Annotated in this window: 17 protein-coding genes; 11 read left to right on the forward strand and 6 right to left on the reverse strand. The window is 65.8% G+C overall.

All coding sequences use genetic code 11. The features are described 5' to 3' along the window. Window positions 1-226 precede the first annotated feature (226 nt). The 4 genes from EEB18_RS12580 to EEB18_RS12595 form a co-directional block, all read right to left on the reverse strand. Window positions 227-547, reverse strand: a complete 321-nt coding sequence (locus EEB18_RS12580; RefSeq protein WP_187141228.1) for a 2Fe-2S iron-sulfur cluster-binding protein — start codon at window positions 545-547, stop codon at window positions 227-229. A gap of 74 nt (window positions 548-621) precedes the next feature. After that, window positions 622-1356 (reverse strand): SDR family NAD(P)-dependent oxidoreductase, encoded by a 735-nt coding sequence (locus tag EEB18_RS12585; protein WP_187141229.1) that lies wholly within the window; start codon window positions 1354-1356, stop codon window positions 622-624. Window positions 1357-1501: 145 nt separating this feature from the next. Continuing rightward, complete coding sequence (locus EEB18_RS12590; protein WP_187141230.1) at window positions 1502-2401, reverse strand: alcohol dehydrogenase catalytic domain-containing protein; 900 nt, start codon at window positions 2399-2401, stop codon at window positions 1502-1504. Further along, the gene (locus EEB18_RS12595) at window positions 2401-3753 is read right to left on the reverse strand and encodes an aromatic ring-hydroxylating oxygenase subunit alpha (RefSeq protein WP_187141231.1); all 1353 of its coding nucleotides are present in this window, start codon (window positions 3751-3753) and stop codon (window positions 2401-2403) included. The genes EEB18_RS12590 and EEB18_RS12595 overlap by 1 nt, the downstream gene beginning before the upstream one ends. Before the next feature lie 281 nt (window positions 3754-4034). Here EEB18_RS12595 and EEB18_RS12600 point away from each other — a divergent pair, with 281 nt between their 5' ends. From EEB18_RS12600 to EEB18_RS12610, 3 genes are read left to right on the forward strand one after another with little or no spacing between them, the layout of a single operon-like run. Then, a complete protein-coding gene (locus EEB18_RS12600; RefSeq protein ID WP_187668998.1) occupies window positions 4035-4784 on the forward strand; it encodes an aromatic ring-hydroxylating oxygenase subunit alpha in 750 nt (249 codons plus the stop codon). 15 nt (window positions 4785-4799) lie between these two features. Beyond that, window positions 4800-5420, forward strand: a complete 621-nt coding sequence (locus EEB18_RS12605; RefSeq protein ID WP_187141233.1) for a CoA transferase — start codon at window positions 4800-4802, stop codon at window positions 5418-5420. Further along, on the forward strand, window positions 5417-6181 hold the full coding sequence (locus EEB18_RS12610; protein WP_187141234.1) for an SDR family NAD(P)-dependent oxidoreductase: 765 nt from the start codon (window positions 5417-5419) through the stop codon (window positions 6179-6181). The genes EEB18_RS12605 and EEB18_RS12610 overlap by 4 nt, the downstream gene beginning before the upstream one ends. Here EEB18_RS12610 and EEB18_RS12615 read toward each other — a convergent pair. Next, the gene (locus tag EEB18_RS12615; protein ID WP_187141235.1) at window positions 6178-6948 is read right to left on the reverse strand and encodes a 2-oxo acid dehydrogenase subunit E2; all 771 of its coding nucleotides are present in this window, start codon (window positions 6946-6948) and stop codon (window positions 6178-6180) included. The genes EEB18_RS12610 and EEB18_RS12615 overlap by 4 nt on opposite strands. A 190-nt stretch (window positions 6949-7138) precedes the next feature. On the opposite strand from EEB18_RS12615, the gene EEB18_RS12620 reads away from it, so the two are divergent. The 8 genes from EEB18_RS12620 (at window position 7139) to EEB18_RS12655 (ending at window position 15427) form a co-directional block, all read left to right on the forward strand. Then, window positions 7139-8044, forward strand: a complete 906-nt coding sequence (locus tag EEB18_RS12620) for a TetR/AcrR family transcriptional regulator (RefSeq protein ID WP_187141236.1) — start codon at window positions 7139-7141, stop codon at window positions 8042-8044. 179 nt (window positions 8045-8223) lie between these two features. Next, window positions 8224-9000, forward strand: a complete 777-nt coding sequence (locus tag EEB18_RS12625; protein WP_187141237.1) for a glucose 1-dehydrogenase — start codon at window positions 8224-8226, stop codon at window positions 8998-9000. A 148-nt stretch (window positions 9001-9148) separates the two neighbouring features. Continuing rightward, complete coding sequence (locus EEB18_RS12630; protein ID WP_187141238.1) at window positions 9149-10693, forward strand: AMP-binding protein; 1545 nt, start codon at window positions 9149-9151, stop codon at window positions 10691-10693. A 129-nt stretch (window positions 10694-10822) separates the two neighbouring features. Continuing rightward, complete coding sequence (locus EEB18_RS12635) at window positions 10823-11818, forward strand: thiamine pyrophosphate-dependent dehydrogenase E1 component subunit alpha (protein WP_222943097.1); 996 nt, start codon at window positions 10823-10825, stop codon at window positions 11816-11818. After that, window positions 11815-12804 carry an alpha-ketoacid dehydrogenase subunit beta gene (locus tag EEB18_RS12640; protein ID WP_222943098.1) on the forward strand — a complete coding sequence of 330 codons (990 nt, stop codon included), beginning with the start codon at window positions 11815-11817 and terminating at the stop codon, window positions 12802-12804. The genes EEB18_RS12635 and EEB18_RS12640 overlap by 4 nt, the downstream gene beginning before the upstream one ends. 83 nt (window positions 12805-12887) lie before the next feature. After that, window positions 12888-13811 carry a MaoC family dehydratase gene (locus tag EEB18_RS12645; RefSeq protein WP_187141239.1) on the forward strand — a complete coding sequence of 308 codons (924 nt, stop codon included), beginning with the start codon at window positions 12888-12890 and terminating at the stop codon, window positions 13809-13811. A 20-nt stretch (window positions 13812-13831) separates the two neighbouring features. Further along, the gene (locus EEB18_RS12650; RefSeq protein ID WP_187141240.1) at window positions 13832-14065 is read left to right on the forward strand and encodes a biotin/lipoyl-containing protein; all 234 of its coding nucleotides are present in this window, start codon (window positions 13832-13834) and stop codon (window positions 14063-14065) included. Window positions 14066-14116: 51 nt separating this feature from the next. Continuing rightward, window positions 14117-15427, forward strand: a complete 1311-nt coding sequence (locus tag EEB18_RS12655) for a hypothetical protein (protein ID WP_187141241.1) — start codon at window positions 14117-14119, stop codon at window positions 15425-15427. A gap of 38 nt (window positions 15428-15465) precedes the next feature. Here EEB18_RS12655 and EEB18_RS12660 read toward each other — a convergent pair whose 3' ends face one another. Continuing rightward, window positions 15466-16938, reverse strand: a complete 1473-nt coding sequence (locus tag EEB18_RS12660) for an aromatic ring-hydroxylating oxygenase subunit alpha (RefSeq protein WP_187668999.1) — start codon at window positions 16936-16938, stop codon at window positions 15466-15468. Between the last annotated feature and the right edge of the window lie 165 nt (window positions 16939-17103).

A 17103-nucleotide genomic window follows, 5' to 3' on the forward strand; every position in this document is an offset into this window, starting at 1 on the left:
TTGCGTGCATCGCCTCCTAAATGGAGGACGTGTTATACAAATAGATGGTTGGATCGATTGTCAAGAGCGGAATCTCGGGAAATTCTGCAATAAATCCACGAAAACTGGGATTATTGAGAAATTATAACGATATGTATTTCGCGCGAAACCTGCGGTCGCGAAGGCCGTGCGGGCGAGGGAGGCGGAGGGAGGGCTTGGGCGGGTGGCCAACCCTCTCCACAGCCGGCTAGCGCTGCTCTTCGGGGATCGACAGGATCAGGCCATCCATGCCGTCGGTCACCTTGACCTGGCATGACAAGCGGCTGTTCTCGCGAACCTCGTTCGCGAGGTCGAGCATCGCTTCCTCAATGTCGGTGCGGGGCCCCGCCGCCTCTATCCAGTCGGCGTCCACATAGATGTGGCAGGTGGCGCAGGCGCACACGCCGCCGCAATCGGCCTCGATGCCGTTGACGCCATTGTTGATCGCGCCCTCCATCAGCGAAAGGCCGGCTTTGACGTCGACGATACGTTCGGAGCCGTCGGGTTCGATATAGGTGATTGTGGCCATGTATGATCCGTTGTTTCTGCTTCGTGACTGTGCGGGCCGGGTGGCGGTCAGGTCCGCCCGCGCCCGCGGTCGCTTCATTGCGCCAGCGGCTCGTTGTGGACCACGACGGCCTCGCCCGAAACGCTGTCGTCCTCGATGATCCGCCGCACTTCTTCGGCGATTTCCTCGGGCTGCAGCAGGCGGATTGATTCGAGGATCGGCTGGAGCCAGTCGGCATCCTTGGCGACGATCGGCGTGTCGGTGACGGCGGGGCAGAGCGGGATCACGCGAATCCCGAACTCGGCGTGCAGCGGCTTGCACGATTCCGAATAGGCGAGAATACCCCGCTTGGACGCGGCATAGGCGGGGTCCTTGGGCAGCGGGCCGAGCGCCGCGGTCGAGGCGGTGTTGATGATCACCCCCGGCACGCCGCGGGCGCGCAGGAAGCCGACGCCCATCTTCGTGCCGATCATCATCGCGATCAGGTTGATCTGCATCGCCGCGATCATGCGGTCGATATTATCGTCGGGAAAATCGGGCGGGCCGCCCATGATGCCGGCATTGTTGTGGATGATGTCGAGGCCGCCCGACCGCTCCTCGGCGCGCGCATACATCGCGATCGCCGCGGCGGAGTCCGACAGGTCGACCGTCTCGGTCAGCGCTTCGGCGCCAAGGCCCGCGACCTCGGCGGCAACGGCGGCAAGGCCCTCCGCATCGATATCGGCGAGGACGATCGTGCGCGCGCCATGGCGCGCGAGCATCAGCGCGCAGGCGCGCCCGATGCCGCCGCTCGCCCCGGTGACCAATGCGCGCTTTCCCCGAATGTCCATGTATCTCTCCCGAACGCGCCGTTGTTGTCAGGAAGAATGCGGTCCGTGAGTTGCGGCCCGGTCTTCCACTTCGGATATTTCTATATCGCGTGCTAATATCATTTGATCCGTCGAGGCAAGTGGAAACACATGCACCCCGGCGCGGTTATTTCAGCGGCTCCACTACCACCAGCCCGGCGCCCGCGATGCGCCCGCCCTCCATCTCCATCACCGCCTCGTTGATCTGCTCGATGGTGTAGCGCTTGCCGATCGCCACTCCGGGGGTGAAGCGCCCGGACGCCATCCACTCGGTCAGCGCGGCGATCGCGCGGTCGCGATCGAGCGGTTGGGCGTGTGCATCGGTCCAGGTGATCGCGGGGTCGAGCGCGCCGGGGTCAGGCGAAATCTCTTCGCGGCAGTCGAGGCCGCGCCGCGCGCCGGCCGCGCCGAGGTCGGCGCCTGCGGCGAGGCATGGATCCGCGCCCGCGGCGGCGGCGGCGGCATGGGCGTGGCCGGGAGCCAGCGCGATCACGGTCGTGACGCCGGCGGCGCGCAGCGCGGCGATCGTCGCGAGCGCCAGCCCGCCGCCTCCGGCGACGACGATGGGTTCACCGGCTCCGGATTTGACGGCCTGCGCCGCGAGCGTGGCGGCGACGAGCGCCGTCGCGCCGAGCAGGCCAAGGCTGTCGCGGTCGGCGCCGATGTCGCGCGGAAAGGCCGCGACATATTTTTCGTCGACCAGCGCGTTGGTCGTCCAGGTCGAGACCGGGCGTCCGGCCTCTGCCTGGCTGTCATCGGATGCTGTCCCGATGACGACCTGATCGCCGACTTTCACCCGCGTCACCGCCTCGCCGATCGCGGTGACGATTCCGGCGCCCTCGAGCCCCGGCACCAGCGGCTGCCAGCCGGGCTCGTCGGACCGCGCGAGCAGCGCGACGTCGGCGGGCGCGATTGTCGCAGCGAACATCTCCACCGCGACCTGAGACCCCGTCGGTGCCGGGATTTCGGCCTCCTCGATCGCCAGAAACCCGAAGGGTTGCAGTACCGCCATGCGCCCGAGGGTCATCAGTCCTGCTCCACGAAGCCGTCGAGAAGCTGGCGTACGCGCAGGCGTTCGGGGATGCGGTCGATGCCGATGATCCGGTCGAGCACCTCGGCCGAATTGTAGAGGCGGCGCTCGTTATAGCCGATGCGCAGCCCCGGCAGCCCGGGCGAGGAGAGCGACAGGAACATCGGCTCCATGTTGCGGACATCCTCTTCCATGATCGTCATCGGCGTCTGCAGCGTCGCCTGCCGCATCTGGTCGATCGCGGGGGTGTCCTCGCCCCAGTCGGGCACGAAGGAGGTCCATTCGAAGAATGTATGCGCGGGGTCGACCGGCCAGGCGGCGAGGATCGGCAGGCCGCGCGCCGAGGTCGGCGTCGTGAGATTGGGAAAGAGGCTGTAGGTCAGCACCGCGCCGTTGACGATCGGCTGCACCGTCCCGATCAGCGGCGTGCCGGTACCGATCAGCGATTCGCGCGCGCTGTCCGCCGCGGTTTCCCAGTCGGTCGGGCCCGCCATGCCCATCATTTCCTGCTGCCGCTTGGCAAAGGGGGTCACCATCCGCGAATGGCCGTGCGGGAACATCGCATGGGTCACGCCGCGCTGGTCAAGAGAGACGACGCCGTCATGATGGTGGATATGCTTGAAGTGATAGACTTCCTGAAAGGCTTCGGTCGCGACTTTCCAGTTGGTGCGCAGCAGCACGGTGGCGCGCGAGAACATCCGGAGTTTCGCGCCCTCATATTGCGCCATCTGCGGCACGACCGGACCCAGCCATTCGGGCAGCGGGATCGCGCCGGGATCGCGATTGACGAAGACGAAGCCGTCCCAGACGTCGCAGCGATATTCGGTGAGCTGGCGCTGGGCGTGCGGCACGCTTTCGAGCGTCTGGCCGGTGGGTACCGCGACGAGCCGTCCGTCGAGGTCGTAGGTCCAGCCCTTGCGTTGGCATTGCAGGACGCCGCCGGGCAGGTCGAAGTCGGGGAACTCGACCTGCATGAACATCCGCCCCGGCGCGTCGAAGGGCATTTCATGCTGGTGCGCGCCCGGGTCGGTCAGCGGCACCAGCGGCGCGTCGTTGGGACTCTGGTTGAGGAAGGCGCGGATTCGCCCCGCGGTGTCGCGGACGAGGACGATCGACGGCCCGCTATAGTCCCAGACCTGATAGCTTGCGGCGCGCGGCAGTTGCTCGGCGCGGCCCGCGTAGAGCCAGGTTCGCGCCCACATATGCTCCTGCTCGAGGTCGAAGAAGAGCTGTTCGGTGTAGCGCCCCGCCGGAATCACGGGCAGCTCGGGGAAGCCTTCGGGCAGTCCTTCGCGGTCGAACTCGGCCAGGATCTTGCCCTTGATCCGGTCCATGAGCGCCTGATCCATCGTCTCTGCTCCTCGCCCTGCTGTTCTGCGCCGCCGAAATCGCGTCCGGTGCGCCATGTTTTCGCGATCACTATATGAAAAGGGGAATGCGTGCTAGAGTTTGTTCGGAGAATGCGATACGGCTGGTGCGAAAAGAACAGCCGTCGCTGTCGTTCGGGAGATGATCATTGTCGTTGACGCTGCCTGCCGCGCCCCTGGAAGACGCAGCTCTTTCCGGGAATTTCGGAGGCGGGGCCGAGCTTTACGAACGCGAGCTCAAGCAGATTTTTGCCCGATTCTGGATGCCCGTCGGCCGCGCCGAGGAACTGGTTGAGGTCGGCGGCTATTTCACCTGGGACCGCACGCGCATCCCGACGGTCATGGTCCGGTCGGTCGATCAAAAGATCAGGGGCTATTACAACAGTTGCCGACACCGCGGCGCGCCCGTGGTGCGGACCCCGACCGGGCGCGCGCGCGCGTTTCGCTGTCAGTATCACAGCTGGACCTACGACACGTTCGGCAAGCTGATGGCGATCCCCGACGAACGCGACTTCGGCAATATCGATCGCTGCGCGCATTCGCTGGTGCCGCTGCGGCTCGCGGAGCTCGGCGGCTGGCTATGGATCGACCAGAGCGGCGAGGCGCCCGACCTAGAAGGCGCGCTCGGAGCCCTGCACCCGTGGCTCGAAGCGCGCACGCACTACCGGCTGGCCGGACGCCGGACGCGCGTGGTCGATGCCAACTGGAAACGCGTCGTTGCGCATCTGGGCGCGCGCGTCGTCGGCGCGCAGTCGCATTTCCCGAATATCTGCTTCGTCGAAGCCGGCGGCGAACTGTCCATGATGGCGGCCTGGCCTCGCGACGAGCAGACGACCGAGGTCGAACTGGTCCTGTGCGCCGCGCCCGATGCCGCCGAGCCGTCGTCCGACGCGCTCGATCAGCGGCTCGACGAGGTGCTGGCGGCGTTTGCGCCGGGGCGCGGGGCTGCGGAGGGGGTGCTGTCGGGCGATTTCGCAGGCGCTTGGTCGCGCGCGCTGGCGCCCGAGGCCTAGGGCGGGGCAACGGCCTTGGCGAGCGACGCTCCGGGCGGTCCGCCGCTGCGCGCCATGATGAAATTCTGGCCCGGCGCCGCGGTGCCCGCCTTGCCTGCGGGCGCCATCGCGGCGGGCGGCGCGGCCTTCGACTGGGTGGTCGAGCTGCCGGCGGCCTTGACGCCGGGCGATACCGCTGCGGACCTGCTCGCGCTGCTGTCGGGGGCCGAGGCCGCGCCGTTGCCGTCCGTGCGGCGGGTCCGCGACCATGCGGACCACGCGCCCGACGACCTGCCGCTGTGTCCGCCGCTGTCGCTCTGGCGCGCGCGCGACGGCTGGCTGCTCGTCCATACCGCGACGCGCGAAAGCTGGCGCAATTTCTGCGCCACCTTCCTCAACCGTTCGGCCTATCGCGATGTCGCGCCCGAGTGCGCCTGGTCCGACGCGGAGATCAACCGGCTCGCGACGGTCATCCTCGACACGCACAAGGCCGACGACGTGGTCGGAACCTGCCTGACCTATCAGGTCCCCGCCGCCGCCGTTCCCGGGTGGCACGACCGCGATCGCGGCGGCGAGAGCAGGGCGCTTGCCGAACAACTCGCCTGGGCGGCGCTGGGGCCGCCCTGTCCAGCCACAGAAGAAAGGGATGCCAGATGAGCGATGACCGGAGTTTCGAGGGCAAGACGCTGCTGATCACCGGCGCCAACCGCGGGTTGGGGGCGGCGCTGGTCGAGGCCGCCTGCGCGCGGGGGGCGGCCAAAATCTATTGCGGCGCGCGCGACGTCGCGCGCTTCGGATCGGCGCTCGCTCGTTTCGGCGCACGTGCGGTTCCGGTCGCGCTCGACGTGACGGACGACGCGCAGGTCGCCGCCGCTGCGAAGCTCGGCGATATCGACATCGTCGTCAGCAATGCGGGCGTGACGCATATGGTGCCGCTGCTCGAAACGACGCTCGCGGGCGCGCGTGCGACGATGGAGACCAACTTCTTCGGGCCGCTGCGGCTGGTCTATGCCTTCGGTCCGCAACTCGAAGCGCGCGGCGGCGGCTTCATTTCGATACTGTCGCTCGCCGCGCTCGTGCCCGCGCATGGCGCCGAACTGTACAGCGCCAGCAAGGCCGCCGGCACGATGCTCGGCCATGCGGTGCGCGGGGCGATGCCCAATGTCGCGGTCTCGCTCGCCTATCCGGGGCTGATGGACACCGACATGATGCGCAGTACCGACTTCGCGAAAACCTCGCCGCAGGAGATCGCGGCGAACATCCTCGACGGCTGGGCGAGCGGCGAAACCGCGCTGTTCCCCGACCTCCATTCGCAATATCTGCGCGACGCGTTCGTCGCCCGCCCGGCCGAAGTGCTGACCGACCCCTATGCGTTGATGCGCGATGCGCTGCTCCGCTATCTGGAAGCGAAGAGCTAGGCCGTCGTCCATTCCTCGGGCGCTTCGATCACCTCGCGCAGTTGCTGGAGCCAGCGCGCGCCGGTCGCGCCGTCGACGACGCGATGATCGCAGGTGAGCGTGGGCGCGATCACCGTCGCGACATAGGGCGCGCCGTCCACCACGCGATACTCCTCGAAGGCGGCGCCGACCGACAGGATGCACGCCTGCGGCGGATTGATGATCGAGGTGAATTCGGTGACGCCGAACATGCCGAGGTTGGAAATGGTCATCGTGCCGCCCGAATATTCCTCGGGCAACAATCGCTTGCGGCGGGCGCGGGCCGCCATGTCCTTCATTTCGGCCGAGATGGCGGCGACCGGCTTCTCCTCCGCGGCCCGGATGATCGGGGTGATCAGCCCGCCTTCGATCGCGACTGCAACCGCGATGTCGGCGTTTGCGTGGAGCAATATGCCCTTCGGATGATAGCTGGCGTTGATCGCGGGGTAGCGGGCGATGGCGATCGCCGCGGCCTTGATGATCAGGTCGTTGAACGAGATCCGGTCGTCGGAGCGGCCGGCGTTGATCGCCGCGCGCACCGCCTGCAGCCGGTCGACCTCGATCTTCGATTTCAGGGAGAAATGGGGCACTTCGCCAAAGGACTCGGTCATCCTTCGCGCCATGGTGCGGCGGATGACGTCGAGCGGCTGGACGATATAGCTGTCATCCAGGATGCCCTGTTTCCGGACCTCTTCGAGCAGCAGCGGATCGGCTTCGATCGATTGGCTCCAGGGCTTGTGGTCCAGCATCTCGGTCTCCCGTCCATATATAATATTGCAATGCGCTATATAATGTTGCGCGGCATGGCAAGATGGCGCGCGCGAAACATGATTGAAACGCACTGGCGAACCGTGCGAAATGTCGGGGGCGATCGGCAGCAACGGGCCGTGGCCGCACGATGTGTAAGATTGGCGGGACGGTCCCGGCAGGAGAGAGATTATGGAAGAATCCGTCGCCGGGCGCCCGACCAAATATAAGAGCGACAGCATCATGGAGCGGCGCGAGCGGATCCTGCGCGTCGCGCGCAAGATGATCGCCCAGTCCGGCGTCGCGGAACTCAGCGTTCGCGAACTGTGCGCGCGCGCGGGTATCGCACAGAAGACGCTGTATAATGCCTTTGGCAGCAAGGATCATGTGATCACGCTGGCGGTCACGCAATATACCCAGGAATTCAACAATTCCGTCTATTACAAATTCCCGCGCAAGACGCTCGAGGGGCAGATCGAGCGGATGATCAAGGTCCATTCGCGCAACACGCAGCTGCGATCCTATACGACCGCGATCATGTCGGTCTATAATTCGGCGCAATCCGACCGCGCGCTGCGCAACGCGGTACGGCTGATGTCGACCAATGCGTACAAGCCCTTCGTCGAGATGCTCGACGAGGAAAAGGGGCTCCAGGCCAAGGTCACGCCCGAACATATCACCGCCTATCTGACGACGAACACCTATGCGACGCTGACCGACTGGTGCATCGGCGATATCGAGGATCAACTGCTCGTCGAACGGGTTTGCGAGGGCTTTTTGATGATCGTCGCGGCCTCGACGCGCGGCAGGCACAAGGCCGAGGCCGAGCAGTGGCTGCACGACCTCCGGAACAGCCGGCCGAGCTGGATGACCTTCCGCAAGATGGCCGAGGTCGAGCCTGGCGAATTGCGCGCCGCTTTCCTCCAGACCCACAAGGCCAAGCAGCAGGGGCAGGGTGTCGCCGAGGCGTCGGGCGCGACGGCCGATAAGGCGGCTGGCGGCGACACGGCTGCGACGAAAGCCGGGAAGCGCGGTGCGGCGAAAACCGCGACCGCCACCCGCCGGTCCCCTGCGAAAAAGGCGGCCAGCGAGCGTTGAGCCTTGCGATCGTCCGGAGTCGCCGAACGGTGAACAAGCCTCTGGCATAATAATATAGCGTGCGCTAATATTTCTCGAACCGGTCCCGATGGTCGGGGCAAAATCGCACGCGTCCCGGTTGGCGCGCTCCGGCGGAGCGCGCCAGCGGCGAAGAGGGCGCGGCATCGAGGGAGAGAGATATGGGCAGCAATGGCAGGGTTGCGGGCAAGGTTGCGATCGTCACCGGCGCGGCGTCGGGCATCGGGGCGGCGATCGCCGAACGGCTGGGCGAAGAGGGCGCGCGCGTCGTCGTCGCCGACATCGATGTCGAGGCGGGCGAAGCGCTGGCGGCGAAGCTGGGCGAAGGCGGGGTGCAAGCGGTCTTCGAACGGCTCGACGTGACCAGCGAGGCCGATTGGCAGCGCGTCGTCCACGACACGCTCGGCGGCTTTGGCGGGCTCGACATCCTGGTCAATTGCGCCGGGGTCGCGGTTGGTGGCCAGGAGCTGTTGCAGCATGATTTTGCGAACTGGCGGCGCATCCTCGCGATCAACCTCGACGGGGTATTTCTCGGGCTGCGCTATGGCGGCGCGGCGATCGTCGCCAACGGCGGCGGCGCCATCGTCAACATCAGCTCGGTCGCCAGCAAGGCGGCGGTGATGCGCGGTGCAGCCTATTGCGCGTCCAAGGCGGGGGTTGCGCAGCTCACCAAGGTCGCGGCGCTCGAATGGGCACCGCTCGGCGTTCGCGTCAATTCGGTCCACCCGGGCTATGTCGAAACGCCCCTCGTCGCCGAACTGATCCGGCAGGCGCCCGACGCCGATGCGATGCGCGCCGCTGCGATTGCACGGCATCCGATCGGGCGGCTGGGCCTGCCGCGGGAAATCGCGAATGCGGTGCTTTTCCTTGCGAGCGACGAGGCTGGGTTCGCGACCGGCGCCGAGCTGCTGGTCGACGGTGGCTACGTCTTGCCCTGAGCCAAAGGCGCGCCGCAATAATTTTATAACATATAATACTATTCACTTTGGCCCGGCGCGATGATAGCGACCGGCCATGTGATTCCCGGTTCAACGAAACCGGGCGGCGGTCGGCCGTGGCGGCGGACCGCGAAGGAGAGGAGAGACTATGGCGCTCGCGTCGCATCGGATGGTCGCAATCGCTGGAGACGGTCTGGCACTCGCCGACGACCGGATTTCGCTGAGCTGGACCGAGCTCGACGCGATGCTGAACCGGGTGGTGAACGGCCTGCTTGCGCACCCGCTGGGACCCGAGCGCCGCGTCGCGGTCTTCGCGGCCAATTCGAGCGAAGCGGTGGTCGCCTATCTGGCCTGCCTGCACGCCGGCGTTTCGGCGGTGCCGGTCAACCCGAACCTCAAGGCCGACGAACTGGCCTATGTCCTCCGCGAATCGGCGGCCGAAATCCTGTTCGTCGGTCCCGAGACGGTGGACCTCGGCGGTGAGGTGGCGTGCGCTGTCGGCGGCGTCGAACTGATCGGCTGGCGGTGCGATGCGAAGGCCGGGGCGACCGCGTGGGAGGCGTGGCTCGCGGCCCAGTCCGACGCGCCGGCGCCCGACGACATGCCGCCGCGCCGTTATCTGCAGTTCACCTCGGGGACGACGGGCTTCCCCAAGGCGATCGATGCGGTCGACACGACGCTGCCGCAGGCCGACACGGTCGCGGGCTTCTTCGCGATGCTGCGCGAGTGGACCGCCGAACGCCCCGAAGGGACGCACCTGTGCCTCGGTCCACTCTACTTCAACGCCTCGTTAACCTCGGTCCGCATCCTCGGCGCCGGCCACCCGCTCGTCGTGATGACCAAATTCGACGCCGAGCGGGCGCTCGAACTCATCGAGCGATATCGCATCGTCACGACGCTGATGGTGCCGACGCATTTCAAGCGCCTGCTTTCGCTGCCCGATTCGGTGCGCGCGCGCTTCGATGTCGGCTCGCTCAAGGTGGTGACGCACACCGGCGCGGCGTGCCCGCCCGAGGTCAAGCGCGCGATGATCGACTGGTTCGGCCCCGTCCTCGTCGAGGCCTATGGCGGCACCGAAAGCGGGACGACCAACCTTATCTATTCGGACGAGTGGCTGGCGCATCCGGGATCGGTCGGCAAGACGATCGCACCCTTCGAGCTCGAGATCTACAGCGAGGAGGGCGAGCGGCTCGGTCCCAATGTGCCGGGTCAGATCTTCTTTCGCGACACGCGCGGGCGCGGGATCGTCTATCGCGGCGATCCCGAAAAGACCCGTGCGGCGCACCGCGAACCCGGGGTCTTCACGCTCGGCGACGTCGGCTATTATGACGAGGAGGGTTTCCTCTACATCACCGACCGCGTGTCGGACATGATCGTCAGCGGCGGGGTGAACATCTATCCCGCCGAGATCGAGCATCTGCTGGTCGCGCATCCCGATATCGTCGACGCGGTCGTCATCGGGGTGCCCAACGCCGACCTCGGCGAAGAGGCGAAGGCGCTGGTCATTCCGCGCGACCCGGTGACGCCCCCCCAAGCCGAGGCGCTGCTTGCGTGGCTGCGCGGCCAGCTCGCCGCCTATAAATGTCCGCGGACGATCGATTTCGTGAACGACGTCGGGCGCAATCCGGCGGGCAAGGTCAACAAGCGCCAGCTTCGCGCGCCCTATTGGCCGTCGGACAGGACGATCGGATGACGGTCGCGATCAAGCGCCGGATGGTCTCTTGCCTTCGCCATTTCTATAACGCATGATAGATTGTCAAAAAGATGATTCCGGGTATCGCCGCCGTGCGCGGGGACCCGAAAGACGAGGGAGGGTGAACGGATGGCCCAGCAACTGGACCAGGCCAATGATATCGACGGCGCGACTCTGATCGAGATTTTCCGCCGGTCGATGCGGGTCTACAAGACCGACGAACGGTTTCGGCAGATGCTGATGAGCGGCAAGCTGCGGCTCGTCTATTATCCGGTGCGCGGCCAGGAAGTGCTCTCGGCGTCGATGATGAGCGCGCTCAACATCGACGATTATCTGGTGACGACGTACCGCGGCGTGCACGATCAGGTCGCCAAGGGCATTCCGCTCAAGGATTTGTGGGCCGAATTCACCGGCAAGGTGACCGGTACCTGCAAGGGCAAGGGCGGCCCGATGCACATCACCGATCCCGCCACGGGTGTGATGGTCACGACGGGCATCGTCGGCGCCGGCCTGCCGATCGCGAACGGACTGGCACTCGCTTCGCAGGAATCGGGCGATGGCCGCGTGACGGTGGTCTGCTTCGGCGATGGTGCGACCAACATCGGCGCGTTCCACGAGGCGCTGAACCTCGCCTCGCTGTGGAAGCTGCCGGTGATCTTCCTGTGCCAGAACAATCGTTACGGCGAACATACCGCTTTTGCCGCCAGCACGTCGGCGAAACAGATCATCGACCGCGCGCCGGGCTACAGCATGGAGGCGGTGAAGGTCGACGGGAACAACCCCATTGAAATGTATAACGCCGCCAAGGCCGCAGTCGACCGCGCCCGCGCCGGCGAGGGGCCGACGCTGATCGAGGCGATGACCTATCGCATGCTCGGGCACACCTTCGGCGCCGATTTTTCCTATGTTCCGAAGGAGCTGCAGGATGAAGCGAAGGCCAATGACCCGATCCCGGCGTTTCGCACGCTGCTGCTCGATCGCGGGGTGAGCGAGGAAGAGATCGCGGCGATCGAGGCGGCGATCGATGCCGAGCTCGACGCGGCGGTCGAACATGCGCTGTCCAGCGAATATCCGGGCCTCGAGGAATTGAGGATCGACGTGCTGAAAGAGGAGATCCGCGCGTGAGCAACACCGACAAGATCAGCTTCGCGCAGGCGATCAACCAGGCACTCGACGAGGCGATGGCGGCCGATCCCAAGGTCATGATCCTCGGTGAGGACATTGCCGACGCACAGGGCGGCGGCGTCTTCAAGGCGACCAAGGGGCTGTCGACCAAATATGGCACCGGACGCGTCCGCACGACGCCGATCGCCGAACAGGCGATCATGGGCGCGGCGGTCGGCGCCGCGATCGCCGGCTATCGTCCCGTCGCCGAGATCATGTTCATGAACTTCCTGACCGTGTGCATGGACCAGCTCGTCAACCATGCGGCGAAGCTCCGCTTCATGTCGGGCGGCAAGACCTGGGTTCCGCTGACGGTGCGCTGCACCACCGGCGCCGGGGTCGGGTTTGGCGGCCAGCACAGCGACATGCTCGAAGCCTGGTTCGCGCATGTTCCGGGCATGAAAGTGGTGTCGGCGTCCAATCCCGCCGAGGCCAAGGGGCTGTTGCTGTCGGCGATCGAAGACGATGACCCGACCTTGTTCATCGAGGACATCATGATGTACTCGCAGCAGGGCGAGGCGCCCGCGCCCGGTTTCAAGGTTCCGCTCGGCAAGGCGCGCGTCCGCCGCGAAGGCTCCGACGTCTCGGTCATCACCTATGGCCGCCCGGTGCGGCTGATGGACGAAATGGCCGAGAGGCTGGCGAGCGAAGGCATCAACGTCGAGGTCATCGACCTGCGCACGATCGCGCCGTTCGACGAGGAAACCGTGCTCAACTCGGTCGCCAAGACCGGGCGCGCGGTGATCGTCCACGAAGCGATCAAGTCCTTCGGGACCGGGGCCGAAATCTCCTCGCGCATCCACGAAGAGCTGTTCAGCGACCTGAAGGCGCCGGTGCAGCGGATCGGGTCGAAATATTCCCCGGTGCCGTTCAGCCCGCCGCTCGAGCAGGCGTTCCTCTACAGCGAGGACGAGGTCACCACCGCGATCAAGCGGATCATGGGGTAAGCGCGCGGCCCGGTGGACCTGCTTCCCCGGCCTTTGGCGGGGAGCGGGCTGCCGGGTGGCGCATCCGCTTCAAAGGAAAATAGGTGCCGATCCACTACCCCGACATATTGAGCGAAGCGAGCGAACGGCGCTCCTTCTCCTACACGACGAAGGACGCGATCCTCTACGCGCTGAGCATCGGAATGGGCGAGGACGCGGGCGGATTGCCCTTCGTGTACGAACCGGGGCTGCAACTCGTGCCCACGGCGGTGACGGTGCTCGGCGGCAGCATCATGCCGCCGCTGGCCGCCGGGCCGGGGCTGCGGAAGAGCAGCTTCGATTTTCCGAAGGTCGTCCACGGCGAGCAGGAGATTCTTATCTATCGCCCGCTGCGGCCCGCCGACACGCTGTTCACCAGCACGCGCACGATCAGCGTCGAAGACAAGGGCGAAGGGCGTGGCGCGGTCGTCGTGACCGAGACACGCTGGACCGATGAGGGCGGCGTCGATGTCGCGGCGCTGGTCAACACGATCTTCGCGCGCGGCGACGGGGGGTTCGGCGGACCACGCGCCGAACGTGTGCAGCAGGCCGACGAGCCGGCGCGCGCGCCCGACATCAGCGTGTCGATGCCGACGCGGCGCGACCAGGCGCTGCTCTATCGGCTGAACGGCGACGGCAACCCGCTCCACGCCGACCCGGCAGTCGCGATGCGCGTCGGGTTCCCGGGGCCGATCATGCACGGGCTCTGCACCTTCGGCATGACCTGCCGCGCGATTTTGCAGCATGTCGTGGGCGGCGATAGCAGCCGCATCTTCAGCCACGGCGCGCGTTTCACGGCGCCACTGTTTCCCGGCGAAACGCTGCGCGTCGACCTGTGGGTCGATGACGATATCGTCGATTTCAGGGCGGTGGCGGTCGAGCGCGACGTCGCGGTCATCCGCAACGGCTGCACCGCGCTGCGGCCGGCCGCAGCGCGTTCCGAACCGGTGGCAGCCCCTGTCGGGGCGGCCGCACCGGGCCTTTCATGACATCATCATTGGGAGCGACTATGAAAACCGAAATCTGCATTCCCGGCCTCGGCGCCGGCATGTCCGAAGGCACGCTGGTCGAATGGCATGTCGACGATAGCGCCGACATCGTCGAGGGCGCGATCCTCTATACGCTCGAAAGCGAGAAGACCGCGCAGGACGTCGAAGCCCCCGTGTCGGGCAAGGTCCGGCGCATCGGCGTCGTCGGCGAGGTCTATCCCGTCGGCGAGGTTGTCGCCATCATCGAACATTGATCCGGGCTGCGCCGGATATCCGGACCCGCGGGTCCGAATGGAGGAAATATCGTGCTTCCTGAAGTGGTCACAGGCGAGGAAACCGGCACCGCGTTTCCGACAACGATCGAATCCTTTCGCAAGGTTGGCGCCGACTTTCTGACGCGCGCCTTTCATGCGGTGGGCACGCTGCCGGCAGACGACCGGGTGACCGCGATCACGCGCGCCGACGAATTCATCGGCGGCGGCATGGGGCGCAAATTGCTGCTCGATGTCGAATATGCGCGCGGCGACGGGCTCGCGCGGCAGCTGTTCGTCAAATTTCCGCTCGACGAGGGGCATCCGCAGCGCGAGATATTCACCTGGCCCATGCAGGCCGAGGTGCGCTTTTATCTGCTGTCGATCCAGACCCCGCTGCCGGTGCCGATCCCGACCGCCTTCTTTGCCGATTTCAACAGCGAGGCGCTGTGCGGCATCCTGATCACCGAGCGGATTGGCTATGGCGAGGGCGCTATCGAACCCGCGCTCGAGAAATGCCAGGATTTCCGGCTCGACGACCAGTTCGACCGCTATCTCGTCGTCAGCCGTGCGAATGCGGCGCTCGCGGGCGAGCATCGCGCGGGCAAGCTGGGATCGACGATCGCCGAGAAGTTCCGCTTCCCGGGGCCGCGGCAGATCGGCGGCGAACGCTTCCCGCACGATCAGGCCAATGTCGACCTGCGTATCGAACGGCTGCGCGCCTATGCGGAAAAGGCGCCGCACCTGCTGCCCAAGAATTTCGCGACCGATGAATTTCTCGATCGCTTCACGCGCGAGACGCGCCTCGTGATCGAACATCAGGACAAGATCTATGGCTATCTGAACGCCGCGTCCGATTTCATCGCGCTGTGCCACTGGAACATCAACATCGACAATGCCTGGTTCTGGCGCGACGAACAGGACCGCCTCGGCGTCGGCTTCCTCGACTGGGGCAGCGCAGGGCAGATGAACATCGCGCGGGCCTTCTGGGGCATGGCCTGCGCCGCCGAACTCGACCTGATGGACGCGCACCGCGAGGCGCTGATGGCGGCGTTCGTCGACCAGTATCGCGCCGCCGGTGGACCGCAGATCAGTCTCGACGAATTCCGCTTCATGTACCGCCTCGCGATCAGCGTCGATGCTTTCCACTGGATGATCGACGCGCCCACGATCGTCGCGACGCACCTCCCCGATTATCCCACGGTGCGCGACCGCTTCGACCCGCGGCTGCAGAATGTCTTCCTCGCGCGCGCGCAGCAGCATATCCTGACCGTCATGCTCAACGAATTTTCGTCCGCGAATGTCGAGGATGCGATCGGCGAGCTGCTGACGCGTGTCGGCGAAAGCGAACGCGCGCCGGCCTGAGCGCGCGACTTTCCGGCCGCGCGCTCAGGCCGTCCGCGTCACGCCCCTGCGGCTTCGCCCTCGGCGATGTAGCGGTCGATCATCAGGTGGAGCGCGCGAATCTTCTGCTCGGCATAGCGACCAAGATAGACGCGCCCGGTCTCCGACGCCTCGAGTCCTGCCTGGACCTGCGGCAGGTTGAGCATGTCCTGCTCGAAGACCGCGGCAAGCCCGGGCCCCAGAATGTCGTTCGCTAGCGTCATCGATTCATCGAGCCCGATTTCGAAGGCGGGGGCGGGGCGCGGACGCTCGCCGCTCGCCGGAACGGGCTTCAGGATCATGATGTCCATGATCGCCTCGTTCGGCGACAGCCCGTTGGGCCGCCAGCGATAGACGATGTTCGAGACATGGCCGGCCCAGAAGGCCATGTTCGGAAAGACGTCGTAGAGGATTGAATCGAGCATCTCGCCGTCGGTCGCGTCGCTATAGTCCTTGCCCGTTTCGGCGGCGAGATTCTCGCGCGCCATCGCCGCGAGTGCCGAGCGCGCCGTCGCGCCTTCGGGCAATTGCGCGCCGCCGTCGACCGCAATGCGCGTACGTGCGCCGGTCAGATGGCTGAAAATCTCCTGCTCGCTCAGCGGCGCGATAAAGGGGCTGGCGATCCCTGTGGCCGAGAATTGCCGCGACACATAATCGTTCGGACAGTCGAACTGGCTGTTGGCGTCTCCGATCCCGGGCAGGATCTGCGGATGGGTGGTGATGCTGTGGAAGGATTCGGCGAAGGCCTCCGACAGCGCCTTCCAGTTGCAGCGGCACTTTTTCTGAACCCAGATCGCGCGATAGCGGTTGGCGAAGTCGAAGCGTTCGAAGTCGGTCGCCAGCGGCGCGATGACGTCGAGCAGCGGCTTGGCGCCGGGATCGAAATTGACGAAGACGAAGCCGCCCCAGGTGTCGACGCGCGCTTCGGGAAGGCTGAATTCGGCGGGCTCGATGTGCGGGAAATCCCACGGGATCGGATTGCTCTTGTACGCGCCGTCGATCGCCCAGGTGAAGGCGTGGTAGGGGCATTTGATCTCGCTGCGGCATCCCTTGCCCGACACCAGCTTGCGCCCGCGGTGCAGGCAGACATTGTGCAGTGCCTTGATCGACCCGTCGTCCTGGCGGATCACGATCAGCGACTTGCCGACGACTTCATAGACGTGGAAATCGCCAGGCTTGGGGATGTCTTCTTCGCGGCACGCGAACTGCCAGGTTTTCAGCCAGACGTGGCGAACCTCCTTGGCGGCGAAGGCGGGGCTGCAATAGCGTTCGGTCGCAACGGTCATCGCGCCGTCGCCAAGCTGGCGGCCTTCGCGCATATAGGCGGGGATCGGGCGGTCCTCGCGTGCGAGCACGTCTTCATAGGAGTCGGCCGGATGCCGGTCGCCTCGGAAGTTCATCGCCTGATCGGTCATCATATGCTCCCGGATTGCTGCGCCGATCGACGGGGTCGCCAGCGTCTGTTCGCTGCCAAAGCTAGGTCGGGCGCGCAAGGTGAGTCAATTGATTTGTATAACGTGCTATCAAAATCAAAGAGTTTGGAGAGTGTGCTTCCCAAATCTTCCGGCATCTGCGATTCGTCGTGTTGGTTTTCTGCAAGCACGAACTTCTTTGCCGGCATACCAGCGCGATTCGGGCGCTTGCCTTGCTGCTGGTAT

Origin of the sequence: Sphingopyxis sp. OPL5 (genome assembly GCF_003797775.2) — a bacterium.
Classification (GTDB): Bacteria; Pseudomonadota; Alphaproteobacteria; order Sphingomonadales; family Sphingomonadaceae; genus Sphingopyxis.

Bases quoted from the DNA above. Each gene is read 5' to 3' on its own strand.
- EEB18_RS12580 (WP_187141228.1), bottom strand. From the start codon at position 547: ATGGCCACAATCACCTATATCGAACCCGACGGCTCCGAACGTATCGTC.
- EEB18_RS12585 (WP_187141229.1), bottom strand. From the start codon at position 1,356: ATGGACATTCGGGGAAAGCGCGCATTGGTCACCGGGGCGAGCGGCGGC.
- EEB18_RS12590 (WP_187141230.1), bottom strand. From the start codon at position 2,401: ATGACCCTCGGGCGCATGGCGGTACTGCAACCCTTCGGGTTTCTGGCG.
- EEB18_RS12595 (WP_187141231.1), bottom strand. From the start codon at position 3,753: ATGGATCAGGCGCTCATGGACCGGATCAAGGGCAAGATCCTGGCCGAG.
- EEB18_RS12600 (WP_187668998.1), top strand. From the start codon at position 4,035: ATGCCCGTCGGCCGCGCCGAGGAACTGGTTGAGGTCGGCGGCTATTTC.
- EEB18_RS12610 (WP_187141234.1), top strand. From the start codon at position 5,417: ATGAGCGATGACCGGAGTTTCGAGGGCAAGACGCTGCTGATCACCGGC.
- EEB18_RS12615 (WP_187141235.1), bottom strand. From the start codon at position 6,948: ATGCTGGACCACAAGCCCTGGAGCCAATCGATCGAAGCCGATCCGCTG.
- EEB18_RS12620 (WP_187141236.1), top strand. From the start codon at position 7,139: ATGGAAGAATCCGTCGCCGGGCGCCCGACCAAATATAAGAGCGACAGC.
- EEB18_RS12625 (WP_187141237.1), top strand. From the start codon at position 8,224: ATGGGCAGCAATGGCAGGGTTGCGGGCAAGGTTGCGATCGTCACCGGC.
- EEB18_RS12630 (WP_187141238.1), top strand. From the start codon at position 9,149: ATGGCGCTCGCGTCGCATCGGATGGTCGCAATCGCTGGAGACGGTCTG.
- EEB18_RS12635 (WP_222943097.1), top strand. From the start codon at position 10,823: ATGGCCCAGCAACTGGACCAGGCCAATGATATCGACGGCGCGACTCTG.
- EEB18_RS12650 (WP_187141240.1), top strand. From the start codon at position 13,832: ATGAAAACCGAAATCTGCATTCCCGGCCTCGGCGCCGGCATGTCCGAA.